Genomic DNA, 17,108 nt, shown 5'->3' with positions numbered 1-17,108 from the left:
CAACTCCTGTCTCGTTCGAACGCTTCCGGCCAATAAACTCAGGCGATATTCAGATATTTGTGGGTCTGCATCGACAGCCGCCAGTTGCGCGCAATGCAGGTTTCGATGCACAGGCGGGTCGCCTCTTCTTTCTGGCTGATCGGTTGCAGCGCGATAATGCGCGCCTTATCGTCCTGCAGCGTCGCCAGCAGCGCATCCAGCGCCTCGATGTCGCGCTCGCGCGCCACCGGATGCTTCACCTCGTCAGCGCGCCGCAGCGCCTGATCCAGCACCTTCATGCCGCCGCGCATATTCACCTTGGGCGAAACCGTCACCCAGGTGTTGGCGGAGCAGCGAATTTCGTGGGTGCCGCTGGTCTCAATCTGGCAACGGTAGCCGTGCTGTTCGAACAGCTCGGTCAGCGGCGCCAGATCGTAAATGCAGGGTTCGCCGCCGGTGATCACCACATGACGCGCGGTGTAGCCTTGTTGGCGCATCACCGCCAACAGCTGCTCGGCGCTGGCATTGCCCCAGGCGTCGCTCTCTTCTGTTTTGACCAGGATCCGTTGCAGGTCGACTTCCCGATGGGCTTCCTTTTCCCAGGTATGTTTGGTGTCGCACCAGCTGCAGCCTACCGGGCAGCCCTGCAGGCGGATGAAAATGGCCGGCACGCCGGTGAAAAAGCCTTCGCCCTGCAAGGTTTGGAACATCTCGTTGATCGGGTACTGCATCGGTTTCTCAATCTGGAAAAGTAAAAAGCGATTATCGCAGATTCCGGCCCGGCGACCAAACGGCCAAAATTGTATTAAATTTTATCCTCCGCGCCGCCATCAGCATATCTCACCGCCAATGGCGTTCATTTAATTTGTTAACCGGTCTTTGGCCTTTCATCGGCGGTGCAACCTGCTCCACAGAAAACAACACGCAGTTAACAAATAAGATAATTATATTTGACATAAAGCGCTGACGCGCAGATGTATATACAAGCAAACACAAGCCGAGCGCCAGTTTCGGCCACGTTCCATCACGACTACATCTGCGTTTAGAGGGTGCCATGACTCATTCCACCAGCGAGTTAAACATTCAACAGGCCATCGACGACAGCAAGTTTTCGCTGTTTCACTGGACCCTGATCATTCTCGGATTCCTGATCCTCGCCATCGACGGTTTCGATACCGCCGCCATGGGCTATATCGCCCCCTCGGTCGCCAAAGACTGGGGCATCGTCAAACAGGATCTGGGGCCGGTGCTGAGCGCCGCGCTGCTGGGGCTGTCGCTCGGCGCGCTGATCGCCGGGCCGATCTCCGACCGCATCGGCCGCAAGCGCGTGCTGGTGTTTTCCTGCCTGTTCTTCGGCCTGTCGAGTTTGGCCACCGCCTACGCCGGTTCGCTCAACAGCCTGACGCTGTGGCGCTTCCTCACCGGCCTCGGGCTGGGGGCGGCGATGCCCAACGCCATTACCTTGATCTCCGAATACGCGCCGCAGCGCTGCCGTTCGCTGGCGATCAACACCATGTACTGCGGCTTTCCGCTGGGCGCAGCCGGCGGCGGCGCCATTTCATCGTGGCTGATCCCGAGCTACGGCTGGCACAGTGTGCTGCTGCTCGGCGCCATTGCGCCGCTGGTATTGACGGTTCTGCTGATCCTGCTGCTGCCGGAGTCGGTTAAATATATGGTTAACCGCGGCCAGGATGCGGCGAAGATCAAACGCATCGCGCAGCGTTTCGTCAACCGGAGCCTCGACGGCGTGACGCGTTTTTACCTGTACGAAGAGAAGCTGGCGCAGACCAAAACCAGCGTCGGCCTGCTGTTCAGCCGCCCCTATCTGCTCGGCACGCTGATGCTGTGGCTGACCTACTTTATGGGGTTGGTGATCTACTACGTGTTGCTGAGCTGGATGCCGATCCTGATGCAGGGATTGGGTTACCAGTTGGAACAATCGGCGATGCTCACCTCGCTGTTCACCTTCGGCGGCACGCTGGGCATCCTGGTGGCCGGCTGGCTGATGGATCGCTGGAATGCGCATAAAGTGGTCTCGAGCGGCTTTGTCGTCACCGCCCTGCTGATCGTGGCGATGGCCACCGAAGATAAACAGATCGTGCTGCTGGGCGCCTTCATCTTCCTGATGGGCGTCACCATGAACGGCGCGCAGTCCGGGCTGCAAACGCTGGCGGCGACCTTCTACCCGACCCACAGCCGCGCCACCGGCATCGCCTGGATGCAGGGCATCGGCCGCTTCGGCGGCGTCGCCGGCACCATGATGGGCGCCCAACTGCTGGCGATGCAGTGGGAAGTGCAGAGCATCCTGATGTTCCTGTGCGTGCCGGCGCTGATCGCCGCCATCGCCACGGTGTGCAAGATGAGCCGCAAACCGACGCTGCAGCCGGCCGCCTGACCCTTGCAAGCCCGCCCACGGCGGGCTTTCTTCCTTCGGTGATAGGGCTTTTTTATCCTGCGCCGTCAACTGTAATCAGACTGTAAAAATATTGTGACTAGCCGCCCAAAAATGAGTCAATTTTAATTAATTTTTGCCGAACAGCTCACTTTTCTCCGGCTTTCCGTACGTGAGACCGGCGGTAAAAAATCTCATATCAACCTGATATAAAAAGAAAATAACTTTTTCTTATGCCACTTTTCAGCGGCAACTGGTCAGTGTTGCATATGCTTGTACATACAAGTATATGTTAATAAGCCCTATGCATTGTTATGCCGTGGTACTCATCCCCACCGCGGCATGGAATCTGCACCGATACTGTTTGAGGAAACTGCTGTGACTACAAATAACAAAGTTCGCAATGTCGATGTACGCGCGCCACGCGGCACACAATTAAACGCAAAAAGCTGGCTGACCGAAGCGCCGTTACGCATGCTGATGAACAACCTCGATCCTGAAGTTGCGGAGAACCCACACGAGCTGGTGGTGTACGGCGGCATCGGCCGCGCCGCGCGCGACTGGGATTGCTACGACAAGATCGTCGAAACCCTGAAAACGCTGGAAGAAGACGAAACCCTGCTGGTGCAGTCCGGCAAACCGGTCGGCGTCTTCAAAACCCACAGCAACGCGCCGCGCGTGCTGATCGCCAACTCCAACCTGGTGCCGCACTGGGCAACCTGGGAACACTTCAACGAGCTGGACGCCAAAGGCCTGGCGATGTACGGCCAGATGACCGCCGGCAGCTGGATCTACATCGGCAGCCAGGGCATCGTTCAGGGCACCTATGAAACCTTCGTTGAAGCGGGCCGCCAGCACTACGACGGCAGCCTGCAGGGGCGCTGGGTGCTGACCGCCGGTCTGGGCGGCATGGGCGGCGCGCAGCCGCTGGCCGCGACGCTGGCGGGCGCCTGCTCGCTGAACATCGAATGTCAGCAGAGCCGCATCGATTTCCGTCTGAAAACCCGCTACGTCGATGAGCAGGCCAAAGATCTGGACGACGCGCTGGCCCGCATCAAGAAATACACCTCAGAAGGCAAAGCCATCTCTATCGCTCTGTGCGGCAACGCGGCGGAAATCCTGCCTGAGCTGGTGCGCCGCGGCGTGCGCCCGGACATGGTCACCGACCAGACCAGCGCCCACGATCCGCTGAACGGCTACCTGCCGAAGGGCTGGAGCTGGGAAGAGTATCGCCAGCGCGCGCAAACCGAGCCGGCCAAAGTGGTCGCCGCCGCCAAGCAGTCGATGGCCGATCACGTCAAAGCCATGCTGGCGTTCCAGCAGATGGGCGTGCCAACCTTCGACTACGGCAACAATATTCGCCAGATGGCGAAAGAAACCGGCGTCGACAACGCCTTCGACTTCCCGGGCTTCGTGCCGGCCTACATCCGTCCGCTGTTCTGCCGCGGTATCGGGCCGTTCCGCTGGGCGGCGCTGTCCGGCGATCCGCAGGACATCTACAAAACCGACGCCATGGTGAAAGAGCTGATCCCGGATGACGAACACCTGCACCGCTGGCTGGACATGGCGCGCGAGCGCATCAGCTTCCAGGGCCTGCCGGCGCGCATCTGCTGGGTTGGCCTCGGCCAGCGCGCCAAGCTGGGCCTGGCGTTCAACGAGATGGTGCGCCGCGGCGAACTGTCCGCCCCGATCGTCATCGGCCGCGACCACCTGGATTCCGGCTCCGTTTCCAGCCCGAACCGTGAAACCGAAGCGATGAAAGACGGTTCCGATGCGGTTTCCGACTGGCCGCTGCTGAACGCCCTGCTGAACACCGCCAGCGGCGCCACCTGGGTTTCCCTGCACCACGGCGGCGGCGTCGGCATGGGCTTCTCCCAACACTCCGGCATGGTGATCGTCTGCGACGGCACCGACGAGGCCGCCGAGCGCATCGCCCGCGTCTTGCACAATGACCCGGCTACCGGGGTCATGCGTCACGCCGACGCCGGTTACGATATCGCTATCGACTGCGCCCGCGAGCAAGGCCTGAACCTGCCGATGGTTGCCGCGACCCAAGGAGAAAAAGCATGAAAGCGCTGACTATTCGCCCAGGCAAACTGACGCTGGCCCAGCTACGCGACGTGTATCAACACCCGGTGACGCTGACGCTGGACGACAACGCCTACGGCCCTATCCAGCAGAGCGTGGCCTGCGTGGAACGCATCGTTGAAGAAAACCGCACCACTTACGGCATCAACACCGGGTTTGGCCTGCTGGCTTCGACGCGCATCGCCCGCGACGATCTGGAAAACCTGCAGCGTTCGATCGTGCTGTCACACGCCGCCGGCGTGGGCGAGCCCACCGATGACAATCTGGTGCGCCTGATCATGGTGCTGAAAATCAACAGCCTGTCGCGCGGCTTCTCCGGCATTCGTCTGGAAGTCATCCAGGCGCTGATCGCGCTGGTCAACGCCGAAGTTTATCCGCATATCCCGCTGAAGGGCTCGGTCGGCGCCTCCGGCGACCTGGCGCCGCTGGCGCACATGAGCCTGGTGCTGCTGGGCGAAGGCCAGGCGCGCCATCAGGGCCAATGGCTGCCGGCGACCGAAGCGCTGGCCAAGGCCGGTCTGAAACCGCTGACGCTGGCGGCGAAAGAGGGCCTGGCGCTGCTGAACGGCACCCAGGTCTCCGCCGCCTTCGCGCTGCGCGGCCTGTTCGATGCCGAAGATCTGTTCGCCGCCGCGACCGTGGCGGGCAGCCTGACGGTGGAAGCGGCGCTGGGCTCCCGTAGCCCGTTCGATGCGCGTATCCATGAGGTGCGCGGCCAGCGCGGCCAGATCGACGCCGCCCTCGCCTACCGCCACCTGCTCGGCGCGCGCAGCGAAGTCTCCGACTCGCACCGCAACTGCGAAAAAGTGCAGGATCCTTACTCCCTGCGCTGCCAGCCACAGGTGATGGGCGCCTGCCTGACGCAGATCCGCCAGGCCGCCGAGGTGCTGGAAATCGAAGCCAACGCCGTCTCCGATAACCCGCTGGTGTTCGCCGAACAGGGCGACGTGCTGTCCGGCGGCAACTTCCACGCCGAACCGGTAGCGATGGCCGCCGATAACCTGGCGCTGGCGTTTGCCGAAATCGGTTCGCTGTCCGAACGCCGCATCTCGCTGATGATGGACAAACACATGTCGCAACTGCCGCCGTTCCTGGTGGAAAACGGCGGCGTGAACTCCGGCTTCATGATCGCCCAGGTCACCGCCGCGGCGCTGGCCAGCGAAAACAAAGCGCTGGCGCATCCGTCGAGCGTCGACAGCATCCCGACCTCCGCCAACCAGGAAGACCACGTCTCCATGGCGCCGGCCGCCGGTCGCCGCCTGTGGAGCATGGCGGACAACGTGCGCGGCATTCTGGCGGTCGAATGGCTGGCCGCCTGCCAGGGCCTGGATTTCCGCAACGGCCTGAAGACCTCGGAAGGTCTGGAGCAGGCGCGCCGTCTGCTGCGCGAGCATGTCAGTTTCTACGACAAGGATCGTTTCTTCGCCCCCGACATTGAAGCCGCCAGCCAACTTTTGGCGGCCGGTCACCTGACATCGCTGCTGCCTGCGGCGCTGCTGCCTAGCCAGGCATAATCATCACACACTGAATCACGCAGTTTGTTCTGCCCCGCCGGGTGCATTCCACCCGGCGCGGGCAGCGCGTGCCTGTTCGGCAAACACTTAACGGGAAACAACATGCGTAACGAAACGACACAACTCAGACGCGGACTAAACGCGCGGCATATCCGTTTCATGGCTCTCGGCTCGGCGATCGGCACCGGCCTGTTCTACGGCTCCGCCGGCGCCATCCAGCTGGCCGGCCCGGCCGTGCTGCTGGCCTACCTGGTGGGCGGCGCGGCGGTGTTCATGGTGATGCGCGCGCTGGGTGAAATGGCGGTGCACCAGCCGGTTTCCGGCTCGTTCGGCCACTACGCCAGCCACTACCTCGGCCCGCTGGCCGGGTTCCTCACCGGCTGGACCTACACCTTTGAAATGGTGATCGTCGCCCTGGCGGACGTCACCGCCTTCGGCATCTATATGGGGCTGTGGTTCCCGGACGTCGCTCAGTGGGTTTGGGTGCTCAGCATCATCCTGTTTATTGGCGCGCTCAACCTGTGCAGCGTCAAGGTCTTCGGCGAGCTGGAGTTCTGGCTGTCGCTGGTCAAGGTCGCCGCCATCGTGGCGATGATCGTCGGCGGTGCGGCGGTGATGCTGTTCGGTTTCGGGCAAACCCAACACGCCACCGGTATCAGCAACCTGTGGCAACACGGCGGCTTTATGCCTAACGGCTTCGGCGGCGTGGTCGCGTCATTAGCGGTGGTGATGTTCGCCTTCGGCGGCATCGAGATCATCGGCATTACCGCCAGCGAGGCGAAAGACCCCGCCAAAGTGCTGCCGAAGGCGATCAACGCCGTACCGGTGCGCATCCTGCTGTTTTACGTGCTGACGCTGACGGTGCTGATGGCGATCTATCCGTGGAACAGTATCGGCCAGAACGGCAGCCCGTTCGTCGAGATTTTCAGCAACCTTGGCATCAGTTCCGCCGCCAACGTGCTGAACGTGGTGGTGATCACCGCGGCCATTTCGGCCATCAACAGCGACATCTTCGGCGCCGGCCGCATGATGTACGGCATGGCGCAGGACGGCCAGGCGCCGCGCAGCTTCACCAAACTGACCGCCAGCGGCGTGCCGTGGATGACGGTGCTGGTGATGTCAGTCGCCCTGCTGCTGGCGGTGGTGCTCAACTACCTGATCCCGGAGAAGGTCTTCATGATCATCGCCTCGATCGCCACCTTCGCCACCGTCTGGGTGTGGCTGATGATCCTGCTGTCGCAGATCGTCATGCGCCGCACGCTGTCGCCGGAAGAAACTCGTCAGTTGAGCTTCCCGGTGCCGTGGTGGCCGGTGGCGCCGGCATTGGCGACCGCCTTTATGGCGTTCGTCATCGGTCTGCTCGGCTACTTCGAAGAGAGCCGCATCGCGCTGTACGTCGGGCTGGTGTGGATCGCTTTACTCACCGTGGCTTACTGGCTGTGGGTGCGCAAAAAAGGCGGCGGCTCGCCGGTGACCGCGGCGACGCAACAGATGTAACGCCCGCTGTTGATAAAACCCGCTGCGGCGGGTTTTTTTATTGCGCTTGCGCCAGCGCCTGCAGGATATCGGCCTGCAGATCGTCAAACGCCTCCAGCCCGGCGGACAGCCGCACCAGCCCCTCGCTGATGTGGTGCCGTTTCCGCTCTTCCGGCGTGTAGGCCGAGTGCGTCATGCTGGCCGGGTGTTGCGCCAGGCTTTCGCAATCGCCCAGGCTGACCGCGCGCAAAATGAGCTGCAGCGCATTGAGGAAGCGAATGCCTGCACGCATGCCGCCCCGCAGTTCAAACGCCAGCATGCCGCCGGGGCGCGCCATTTGCCGCTGCGCCAACGCATGCTGCGGGAAGTTCGCCAGGCCGGGGTAATACACCCGCTCGACCGCCGGATGCTCCGCCAACATCTCTGCCAGGCGCTGCGCGTTATCGCAATGACGTTCCATACGCAGCGGCAAGGTTTTCATCCCACGCAGCACCAGCGCGGCATCCTGCGCCGACAGTACCGCCCCGTTCATGTCCTTTAGCCCCTCCAGACGGATCGCCTCGGCCAACGCCTGGCGCGTCACCGCTATCCCGGCCAAGAGATCGCCGTGCCCGCCGAGGTACTTGGTCGCCGAGTGCACCACGATATCGGCACCTAACGCCAAGGGCCGCTGTAGATAGGGCGTGCAGTAGGTATTGTCCACCAGCAGCAGCGCCTGATGCCGATGGGCGATCTCCGCTACGGCGGCGATATCGACCAAGCGCATATTGGGATTGGCCGGGGTTTCGCAATACACCAGTCGGGTATGCGGACCCATGGCCGACGCTAGCCGCTCCGGCCGGGTCAGGTCAACGTGGGTTATCTTGACGCCGAAGCGTGCCAGGCCATGATGAAAGTAGCTGAAGGTACAGCCATAGACGGTTTCATCGACAATCAGCTCATCGCCCGGTCTGAGCAGCGTCCAGCAACACGCGGTGATCGCCCCCATACCGGAAGCGAACGCCACCGCCGCCTCCCCCTCCTCCAGGTTGGCGATGCGTTGCTCGAGCAGGGTTAACGTCGGATTGGCGATGCGCGAATAAAAGTACCCCGGCTCGGTGCCGGCAAAGCAGGCACCGCCGTATTCCGCGGTGGGAAAAGCAAACGTAGAGCTCATAAACACCGGCGGAGACAGTGCCCCCTGATACCGCTGAGGATCGTAGCCGTAATGAATAGCCCGGGTGGCAAAGTCGTGGCCAACTGCTGTAGCGGACATAACACAACTCCTTACCTGAGTGGGTGAAGCTTAATTCGTTGATTCATCCGAAAGGGCCGGCGGCAATGCGCTGTCTCGCGTGCGCTGGCCGATGATTTGTAAAGTACGCAGCAGCAGCGTCAACCCCAGCAGGGTATCCGGCTGCTTCAGCAAGGCGTACAGCGCGCGAAAACTGGCCGGCGGAGGATTCAATTGCAGCTCGCTGTGCGCCATCTGCAACGCAGTCCCCCCCTCCCAACCGACCGTAACCAGCCCTTCAAACACGCCGGCCAGTTTCTCCACCAGCGCGTTGTCGGCGATATCCACCACGTCCGACAACAGCGACAACAGATCGACCACGTTATCCAACCGCCCGCCCGCCAGCAGCGGCTGCAATTTCTCGAGCAACGCCGCCAATGATTGCAGGTCCGCCGCATGCACCGTGCTTTCCGTCATATCAGCCCCCTTACCGTGGCCCAGTAAAGGCCGCGGTTAAACCCATTACGCAGCATGCCGCCTACCTTGGTGGCGGGCGTCGGCAGTACGTCATGCCGGTAGTCGTAGACCAGCGGCATGCCGGCATTCAGCCCCATTTGCGCGACCGCCTGCACCTTGCCATCGTAATGGCTCACGGGCTGGCCCAGCCGCATTTCCGCCACGATGTTGTCGGCAATGACCGGCGCCTGATTATGGCAAGAGCCGCCGGCCTTGCTGACCGGCAAATCCACGGTATCGCCGATCACATATACGCCCTGCTGGCCGTAGACCTGCAGCGTTTGATGATCGGTTGGCAGCCAGCCTTCGCCGTTTTGACTCTCGCTCAACCCGGTATTGCGCACCGCCTCGACTGCGCGAATCGGCGGCGTTGCCATCAGAATGTCGAACGGCTGTTCTTCCCCTTCGGCGGAATAGGCGATGTTACGCTGGGCGTCTACCCGGCTGAGGGTAAACCCACGCTGGTGGCGAATGTCGCGCGCGGCAAAAATGGCGGGCAGCGCTTCGCCGGTCGGCCGCTGCAAAAACAGGCAGTTGCGCAGCAGTTGGGAAATGGTCGGGTAGGTGTACACAATCTCTACCGCCTTGCGCACGCCGCGCCGCCGCAGGTAGTCGTCCAGCATCAAGGTGGTTTCGATCGGCGCAATGCCGCACTGATGGGGCACGTTGGGCGTTTCGGGGAAGGACACGGTGATGAAAATTCGGCCTTTTTCGATCGTCGCCAGCTTATGCGCCAGCCGCCTGGCGGCCTGATACTGATAAAAATGATCGCCCGCCTGCGCCAATCCTTCGATGCGTTCTGGCCAAGGGACACAGCCGGTAGCAAAGACCAGAAAGTCATAGGAATAAATTTTACCGCTTTGCGTAGCTATACTTCGCTGTTTTAAATCGAAAGATTGCGCTTTATCAACAATAAACTGTATTTCAGGCCGCAATAAACTCCGCTGTGAACGCGTGAGCTCTTGCTTGAAAAAAGCATTGAACGCCACATACATAAACGCCGGCTTGTAATAATGCAGCGGCGAATCCGATATCATTAATAACTCGACTTTATTATTAATAATCTCTTGGTGTAATTTTGCGGCCAATAAATTGGCCAGGATGGTGCCGCCGGTTCCACCGCCGATAATGATGATTCGCTGTCGCATCAAGCCCCCGCTCAACCGGCCAGCAAGCCGGCAGTATTAAGGTATGGTGATGATGAAGTTCTACGGCAGAACGGCGAGAAATAAACTGCCTTATTGGCAGTCTAGTAACGAATAGTTATAAAGCAAATAAAATGGGAATATAAAAACGGGAAAGAGAGATATCGGAATAAATTTACCCCGTTAAAAACTACCGTTTTTAATAAATAACTACTGGTTAATATATCGGTTATAGCCACAAAAAAACCCGCCGCAGCGGGTTTTTATTTAACAACCGAATCGGTCGAACTTACTGGCCTTTAACTTCTTTCAGGCCGTTGAATGGCGCACGGTCACCCAGCGCTTCTTCGATACGGATCAGTTGGTTGTATTTAGCAACGCGGTCAGAACGGCTCATGGAGCCGGTTTTGATCTGGCCAGCCGCAGTCCCTACCGCCAGGTCGGCGATGGTCGCGTCTTCGGTTTCACCGGAACGGTGAGAGATCACCGCGGTGTAACCAGCGTCTTTCGCCATCTTGATTGCAGCCAGAGTTTCGGTCAGAGAACCGATCTGGTTGAATTTGATCAGGATGGAGTTAGCGATGCCTTTCTCGATGCCTTCTTTCAGGATCTTGGTGTTGGTCACGAACAGGTCGTCGCCCACCAGCTGAATTTTGTCGCCCAGCACTTTGGTCTGGTAAGCGAAGCCCGCCCAGTCAGATTCATCCAGGCCGTCTTCGATAGACACGATTGGGTACTGTTTGGTCAGCTCTTCCAGGAAGTGAGTGAACTCTTCGGAAGTGAAGGCTTTATTGCCTTCGCCGGCCAGCACGTATTTACCGTCTTTGTAGAATTCGGAAGCCGCGCAGTCCATCGCCAGAGTAACGTCTTTGCCCAGCTCGTAGCCCGCCGCTTTTACCGCTTCAGCGATAACGGCCAGCGCTTCGGCGTTGGAACCCAGGTTTGGCGCGTAGCCGCCTTCGTCGCCCACGGCGGTGTTCATGCCTTTGGCTTTCAGAACTTTCGCCAGGTGGTGGAACACTTCAGAACCGATGCGCACCGCTTCTTTCAGGGTCTTCGCGCCAACCGGCTGAATCATGAATTCCTGAATGTCGACGTTGTTGTCAGCGTGCTCGCCGCCGTTGATGATGTTCATCATCGGCAGTGGCATGGAGAATTTGCCTGGGGTGCCGTTCAGCTCAGCGATGTGCTCGTACAGCGGCATGCCTTTAGAGGCTGCGGCCGCTTTCGCTGCTGCCAGGGAAACCGCCAAAATGGCGTTGGCGCCGAAGTTGGATTTGTTTTCGGTGCCGTCCAGATCGATCATGATCTTGTCGATGTTCGCCTGGTCTTTGGCATCTTTACCCAGTACTGCCTGAGCAATCGGACCGTTTACTGCAGCAACGGCTTTCAGTACGCCTTTACCCAGGAAACGAGACTTGTCACCGTCACGCAGTTCCAGCGCTTCGCGGGAACCGGTAGAAGCACCTGACGGCGCAGCAGCCAAGCCGACGAAACCGCCTTCCAGATGAACTTCGGCTTCAACAGTCGGGTTACCGCGGGAGTCGATGATTTCACGACCGATGACTTTAACGATTTTGGACATTAGGTTTTCCTCAGTACAAGTTAAACTAAAACTCCAGACAAACAGCGCGCGGTTCTCACCGCGCGCCGCCCACCAAATATTTTATTTCACCTGGCGCTTCTGATGCTCGCCTGCGGCTTTCACGAAGCCGGCGAACAGCGGATGCCCATCACGCGGCGTAGACGTAAATTCCGGGTGGAACTGACAGGCTACAAACCACGGGTGATTCGGCAGTTCAATGATCTCGACCAGCTTGTTGTCGGCGGAACGACCGGCGACACGCAGCCCTGCGGCTTCGATCTGCTTCAACAGCATGTTGTTAACTTCGTAACGGTGACGATGACGCTCGACAATGGTCGGTTCGCCGTACAGCTGACGCACCAGGCTGTTGTCGCTCAGGTTGCACTGTTGGCCACCTACGCGCATCGTGCCGCCCAAATCGCTTTCTTCGCTGCGCACTTCGACGTTGCCGTCTTCGTCGCGCCATTCGGTGATCAACGCCACCACCGGGTACTTACAGTCTGGCATAAACTCGGTGGAGTTGGCGTTTTCCATGCCGGCCACGTTGCGAGCGAACTCCATCAACGCCACCTGCATGCCCAGGCAAATGCCCAGGTAAGGAATGTTGTTCTCGCGCGCATAGCGTGCGGTCATCACTTTGCCTTCCACGCCGCGGTAGCCGAAGCCGCCCGGGATCAGGATCGCATCCAGCCCTTTCAGCACTTCCACGCCGCGGGTTTCTACGTCCTGCGAGTCGATCAGCTTGATGTTCACGGTCAGACGGTTTTTCAGCCCGCCGTGTTTCAGCGCTTCGATCACCGACTTGTAGGCATCCGGCAGCTCAACGTATTTGCCGACCATACCGATGGTCACTTCGCCGCCCGGATTGGCTTCTTCGTAGATCACCTGTTCCCATTCGGCCAGGTTGGCTTCCGGTGCGTTCAAGCTGAATCGTTTACAAATATAATCGTCCAGCCCCTGAGATTTCAATAGGCCTGGGATTTTATAAATAGAATCAACGTCTTTCAGAGAGATAACCGCTTTTTCTGGCACGTTACAGAAAAGCGCGATTTTCGCGCGTTCGTTAGCAGGAACCGCGCGATCGGAACGGCAAATCAGCACATCAGGCTGAATACCGATGGAAAGCAGCTCTTTTACAGAATGCTGGGTCGGCTTGGTTTTCACTTCGCCCGCCGCCGCCATGTAAGGCACCAGCGTCAGGTGCATGTACAGGGTGTGCTCGCGGCCCACTTCCACCGCCATCTGACGGATGGCTTCGAGGAACGGCAGCGATTCGATATCGCCGACGGTGCCGCCGATTTCCACCAGCACCACATCGTGGCCTTCGCCGCCTTCGATGATGCGTTCTTTGATCGCGTTGGTGATGTGCGGAATGACCTGCACGGTCGCGCCCAGATAGTCGCCGCGACGTTCTTTACGCAGCACGTCGGAGTAGATGCGGCCGGTGGTGAAGTTGTTGCGACGCGACATTTTGGTGCGGATGAAGCGCTCGTAGTGACCCAAATCCAGATCGGTTTCTGCGCCGTCTTCGGTGACGAAAACTTCCCCATGCTGAATCGGGCTCATGGTGCCCGGATCCACGTTGATGTACGGGTCCAGTTTCATGATGGTAACGTTGAGGCCACGGGCTTCAAGAATAGCCGCCAGAGAGGCTGCGGCAATGCCTTTACCCAGAGAGGATACGACCCCGCCGGTCACAAAAATATAATTAGTTGTCATGCTGAACCTGAGAGTTTAGGTTTAAAGACGATGGAAGAACCAGGACGGGAAAGTAGTATACCCGAACCTCTCCTGACCTACAAACGATCGTTTTGCTGTCCATCATCTCGGCCGCCCTCCCGTGTTCATCAGGGTTTACTCCGCCGGCGCCGCCTAAACCCTCTAGGAAATACAAAGAGTTAGCGGAGAAAATTTCTTTTTACCGCCCCTATCGAGCGATAAAACGCCTTAGATTTCAGTTTGTTGGCCTTTTGCTGCCGACGGCAGCCATACGCCTGTGACCTGACTGCAAGCTTAACCGTTTCAGCCTGAGTGAACCTTGTTTGCGATCAACATTGTCGTTGCAGCGATTCAACTTTCCTTGCGCTTCACCTGCTGCCAGGCGTCTTCCATCTGCTCCAGCGTGGCGTCTTCAAGCCGCAGCCCGCGTTGCTGGACGATCGCCTCCACCTCCCGGAAGCGGCGTTCGAACTTGCGGTTCGCCGCCTGCAGCGCGTTCTCGGCCTTGTGGCCCAAATGGCGCGACAGGTTCACGGTGGCGAACAGCAGATCACCGATCTCCTCTTCCAGCTTGCGCTCATCGACCACCGCCTGGCGGGCTTCGTGCATCACTTCGTCGATCTCTTCGTACACTTTGTCCAGCACCGGGCCCAAAGTGTTCCAGTCGAAGCCGACCGAGGCGCAGCGTTTCTGGATCTTGTGCGCTTTCATCAACGCCGGCAACGCCTGCGGAATATCGTCCAGCACCGAGTGCAGCGCTTTTTCGGCGCGCTCGCCGGCCTTCAGCTGCTCCCAGCGCGCCGCCACGGCTTCGCTGTCTCCGCCCTCGGCGTCGCCGAAGATGTGCGGATGTCGGCGCTCCAGCTTGTCGCTGATGGCGGTGCACACCTCATCAAAATCGAACAGCCCCTGCTCCTGCCCCATCTGGGCGTAGAACACCACCTGAAACAGCAAGTCGCCCAGCTCGTCGCGCAGATCGGCGTAGTCCTGCCGTTCGATGGCGTCCAGCACTTCGTAAGTCTCTTCCAACGTATAAGGCGCAATGGTGGCGAAGGTTTGCTTGCGGTCCCACGAGCAGCCGAGCTGCGGGTCGCGCAGCGTTTTCATGATGTTCAGCAGACGCTGCAGCGGAGTGGATTGGGTCATAAAAAATCTCTGAGAAAGAATGGGGGCGCAGGGGAGCGCCCGCAGAGTTCATGGATTTCGGGCCGCATCCGCTATCGATACGGCCCGAAAGGCGATATGGGCTTAGTTGCCGTGCAAACGCTTGGCGTCTATCACGTCCGGCAGCTGATTCAATTTCGCCAGTACCCGGCTCAACACCTGCTGGTTGTAGATTTCGATATCCATGTCGATAGTGGCCAACTGCTTCTTGGTATCGCTGCGGCTGGCGACGCCCAGCACGTTGACCTTTTCGTTGGCCAGAATGGTGGTGATATCGCGCAGCAGCCCGCTGCGATCGTTGGCCATCACGCGCACCACCAGCGAATAACCGCTGGAGTAGCTTTCACCCCACACCGCATCGACGATGCGCTCCGGCGCATGCGATTGCAGATCGACCAGCTGATCGCAGTCCGCACGGTGGATCGAAATACCGCGCCCCTGGGTAATAAAACCGACGATGTCGTCGCCCGGGATCGGCTGGCAGCAGCGGGCGATGTGGTGCATCAGGTTGCCCACGCCCTCCACCACCACGCGGCCGTTATCCTTGTTGCGGGTCGGCGGCGGCGCTTTCTGCTGCACCAGCTGGCGCAGCGCCTCGCGATCCTGCTCTTCGGCGCTCGGCTTGTTGAACTTGCCCTGTAGGTAATTCACCATCTGGTTCAGGCGAATGTCCCCGCCGCCGATCGCCGCCAACACCTCGTCCAGCGAGTTCATGTTGTAGCGCGGGATCAACAGCTTCTCAGCCTCTTTCAGGCTGATGCCGAGATGCTCCAGTTCGTTGTCCAGCATCTGGCGGCCGGCGAGAATGTTCTTGTCGCGATCCTGCTTGCGGAACCAGTTGTGGATCTTCGAGCGCCCGCGGCTGGTGGTCACGTAGCCCAGGTTCGGGTTCAGCCAGTCGCGGCTCGGGTTTGGCTGTTTCTGGGTGATGATCTCAATCTGATCGCCCATCTTCAGCTGATAGGTAAACGGCACGATGCGGCCGCCGATCTTGGCGCCGATACAGCGGTGACCGACGTCGCTGTGAATGTGGTAAGCGAAATCGAGCGGCGTGGAGCCGGCCGGCAGATCCACCACGTCGCCTTTCGGGGTAAAGACATAGACCCGATCGTCGAACACCTGGCTGCGCACTTCGTCGAGCATTTCGCCGGAGTCCGCCATCTCTTCCTGCCAGGCGATGAGCTTACGCAGCCAGGCGATGCGCTCTTCGTAGCCGGAGCGCACGGTCACGCCCGCGCCCTCTTTGTACTTCCAGTGTGCGGCCACGCCCAGCTCGGCGTCTTCATGCATTTGCCGGGTGCGGATCTGAATCTCGACGGTTTTGCCGCGCGGCCCCAGCACCACAGTGTGGATCGACTGGTAGCCGTTGGGTTTCGGGTTGGCGACGTAGTCGTCGAACTCGTCCGGCAGGTGGCGGAAGTGGGTATGTACGATGCCCAACGCCGCGTAGCAATCCTGTAGACGCTCCGCCACGATGCGCACCGCGCGCACGTCGAACAGTTCGTCAAACGCCAGGTGCTTTTTCTGCATCTTGCGCCAGATGCTGTAGATGTGTTTCGGCCGGCCGTAAATCTCCACCCGAATGCCTTCTTTGGCCATCTCGGCGCGCAGCCCGGCGACGAAGTCGTCGATGAACTGTTCGCGATCGATGCGGCGCTCATGCAACAGCTTGGCGATGCGCTTGTATTCTTCCGGGTGCAGGTAGCGGAAGCAGAAATCTTCCAGCTCCCACTTCAGTTGGCCGATGCCGAGCCGGTTAGCCAGCGGGGCGTAGATGTTGGAACACTCTTTCGCCGCCAACACGCGTTCGTCTTCCGGCGCGTCTTTCACCTCGCGCAGGTGGGCGATACGTTCCGCCAGCTTGATGACCACGCAGCGGAAATCCTCCACCATCGCCAACAGCATGCGGCGCACGTTGTCGACCTGTTCGGAGGCCATCGAGTCGTTTTGGGTGGCTTTCAGTTGACGAATGGCGTCCATGTCGCGCACGCCGTGCACCAGCGCGACGATGCCATTGCCGAACGCTTCGGTCAGGGTCTCTTCCTGCACGATGCCGGCGTCCACCAGCGGGAACAGCAGCGCGGCGCGCATACTGTCGTTGTCCATGCTCAGCGTCGAGAGGATTTCCACCATCTCCAGGCCGCGCCACAGCAGCAGCGAGGCGTCGGGATGGTTTTGGGTCTGCTGCTCACAATAACGCCAGGTTGCGGCCAATCGCTCACATGACTGCGGGTTAGGTAGCCCCAAGCCGGCGATCCACTCATCGAGAGCGAACTCACCCGCCGTATTCAGATGTGCACTTCTTACCGCAACCATA

General features: G+C 59.8%; 12 protein-coding genes. 4 read left to right on the top strand and 8 right to left on the bottom strand.

All coding sequences use genetic code 11. The features are described from left to right. Positions 1–38 precede the first annotated feature (38 nt). Entirely contained in the window at positions 39–710 is a 672-nt protein-coding gene (queE, locus tag WA302_RS21295) for a 7-carboxy-7-deazaguanine synthase QueE (RefSeq protein ID WP_004932641.1), read from the bottom strand. A 323-nt stretch (positions 711–1,033) separates the two neighbouring features. Between queE and WA302_RS21290 the strand changes: the two genes are divergently transcribed. The 4 genes from WA302_RS21290 (at position 1,034) to WA302_RS21275 (ending at position 7,470) form a co-directional block, all read left to right on the top strand. Beyond that, complete coding sequence (locus WA302_RS21290) at positions 1,034–2,374, top strand: MFS transporter (protein ID WP_049207202.1); 1,341 nt, start codon at positions 1,034–1,036, stop codon at positions 2,372–2,374. 375 nt (positions 2,375–2,749) lie between these two features. Beyond that, positions 2,750–4,441, top strand: coding sequence for a urocanate hydratase (gene hutU, locus WA302_RS21285; protein WP_025159649.1), 1,692 nt, complete (start codon positions 2,750–2,752; stop codon positions 4,439–4,441). Then, positions 4,438–5,973, top strand: coding sequence for a histidine ammonia-lyase (hutH, locus tag WA302_RS21280; RefSeq protein ID WP_025301604.1), 1,536 nt, complete (start codon positions 4,438–4,440; stop codon positions 5,971–5,973). Before hutU ends, hutH begins: the two co-directional genes overlap by 4 nt. Positions 5,974–6,075: 102 nt before the next feature. After that, positions 6,076–7,470 carry an amino acid permease gene (locus WA302_RS21275; protein ID WP_025301603.1) on the top strand — a complete coding sequence of 465 codons (1,395 nt, stop codon included), beginning with the start codon at positions 6,076–6,078 and terminating at the stop codon, positions 7,468–7,470. A gap of 37 nt (positions 7,471–7,507) precedes the next feature. Here the strand turns inward: WA302_RS21275 and WA302_RS21270 are convergent, their stop codons facing one another. The 7 genes from WA302_RS21270 to relA all read right to left on the bottom strand — a co-directional run bounded on the left by WA302_RS21270 (position 7,508) and on the right by relA (position 17,107). Further along, positions 7,508–8,704, bottom strand: coding sequence for a methionine gamma-lyase (locus WA302_RS21270; RefSeq protein ID WP_025301602.1), 1,197 nt, complete (start codon positions 8,702–8,704; stop codon positions 7,508–7,510). 30 nt (positions 8,705–8,734) lie between these two features. Then, positions 8,735–9,139, bottom strand: coding sequence for a hypothetical protein (locus WA302_RS21265; RefSeq protein ID WP_080271238.1), 405 nt, complete (start codon positions 9,137–9,139; stop codon positions 8,735–8,737). Further along, entirely contained in the window at positions 9,136–10,326 is a 1,191-nt protein-coding gene (locus tag WA302_RS21260; RefSeq protein WP_025301600.1) for an NAD(P)/FAD-dependent oxidoreductase, read from the bottom strand. Before WA302_RS21260 ends, WA302_RS21265 begins: the two co-directional genes overlap by 4 nt. Before the next feature lie 286 nt (positions 10,327–10,612). Then, on the bottom strand, positions 10,613–11,908 hold the full coding sequence (gene eno / locus WA302_RS21255; protein ID WP_025301599.1) for a phosphopyruvate hydratase: 1,296 nt from the start codon (positions 11,906–11,908) through the stop codon (positions 10,613–10,615). An 81-nt stretch (positions 11,909–11,989) separates the two neighbouring features. Continuing rightward, positions 11,990–13,627, bottom strand: a complete 1,638-nt coding sequence (gene pyrG / locus WA302_RS21250) for a glutamine hydrolyzing CTP synthase (protein ID WP_004932674.1) — start codon at positions 13,625–13,627, stop codon at positions 11,990–11,992. A 351-nt stretch (positions 13,628–13,978) separates the two neighbouring features. Next, a complete protein-coding gene (gene mazG / locus WA302_RS21245) occupies positions 13,979–14,773 on the bottom strand; it encodes a nucleoside triphosphate pyrophosphohydrolase (RefSeq protein WP_060448156.1) in 795 nt (264 codons plus the stop codon). A gap of 102 nt (positions 14,774–14,875) precedes the next feature. After that, positions 14,876–17,107 (bottom strand): GTP diphosphokinase, encoded by a 2,232-nt coding sequence (gene relA / locus WA302_RS21240; RefSeq protein WP_025301597.1) that lies wholly within the window; start codon positions 17,105–17,107, stop codon positions 14,876–14,878. Between the last annotated feature and the right edge of the window lies 1 nt (position 17,108).

The sequence above is a fragment of the Serratia sp. 201 genome, assembly GCF_037027545.1.
GTDB lineage: Bacteria > Pseudomonadota > Gammaproteobacteria > Enterobacterales > Enterobacteriaceae > Serratia > Serratia bockelmannii.
The sequence above is the reverse complement of the archived record's forward strand: the minus strand, read 5'-3'. Positions and strand labels throughout refer to the sequence as shown.

Coding starts and splice junctions, on each gene's coding strand:
- queE (WP_004932641.1), bottom strand. CDS start 710: ATGCAGTACCCGATCAACGAGATGTTCCAAACCTTGCAGGGCGAAGGC.
- WA302_RS21290 (WP_049207202.1), top strand. CDS start 1,034: ATGACTCATTCCACCAGCGAGTTAAACATTCAACAGGCCATCGACGAC.
- hutH (WP_025301604.1), top strand. CDS start 4,438: ATGAAAGCGCTGACTATTCGCCCAGGCAAACTGACGCTGGCCCAGCTA.
- WA302_RS21275 (WP_025301603.1), top strand. CDS start 6,076: ATGCGTAACGAAACGACACAACTCAGACGCGGACTAAACGCGCGGCAT.
- WA302_RS21270 (WP_025301602.1), bottom strand. CDS start 8,704: ATGTCCGCTACAGCAGTTGGCCACGACTTTGCCACCCGGGCTATTCAT.
- WA302_RS21265 (WP_080271238.1), bottom strand. CDS start 9,139: ATGACGGAAAGCACGGTGCATGCGGCGGACCTGCAATCATTGGCGGCG.
- WA302_RS21260 (WP_025301600.1), bottom strand. CDS start 10,326: ATGCGACAGCGAATCATCATTATCGGCGGTGGAACCGGCGGCACCATC.
- eno (WP_025301599.1), bottom strand. CDS start 11,908: ATGTCCAAAATCGTTAAAGTCATCGGTCGTGAAATCATCGACTCCCGC.
- pyrG (WP_004932674.1), bottom strand. CDS start 13,627: ATGACAACTAATTATATTTTTGTGACCGGCGGGGTCGTATCCTCTCTG.
- mazG (WP_060448156.1), bottom strand. CDS start 14,773: ATGACCCAATCCACTCCGCTGCAGCGTCTGCTGAACATCATGAAAACG.
- relA (WP_025301597.1), bottom strand. CDS start 17,107: ATGGTTGCGGTAAGAAGTGCACATCTGAATACGGCGGGTGAGTTCGCT.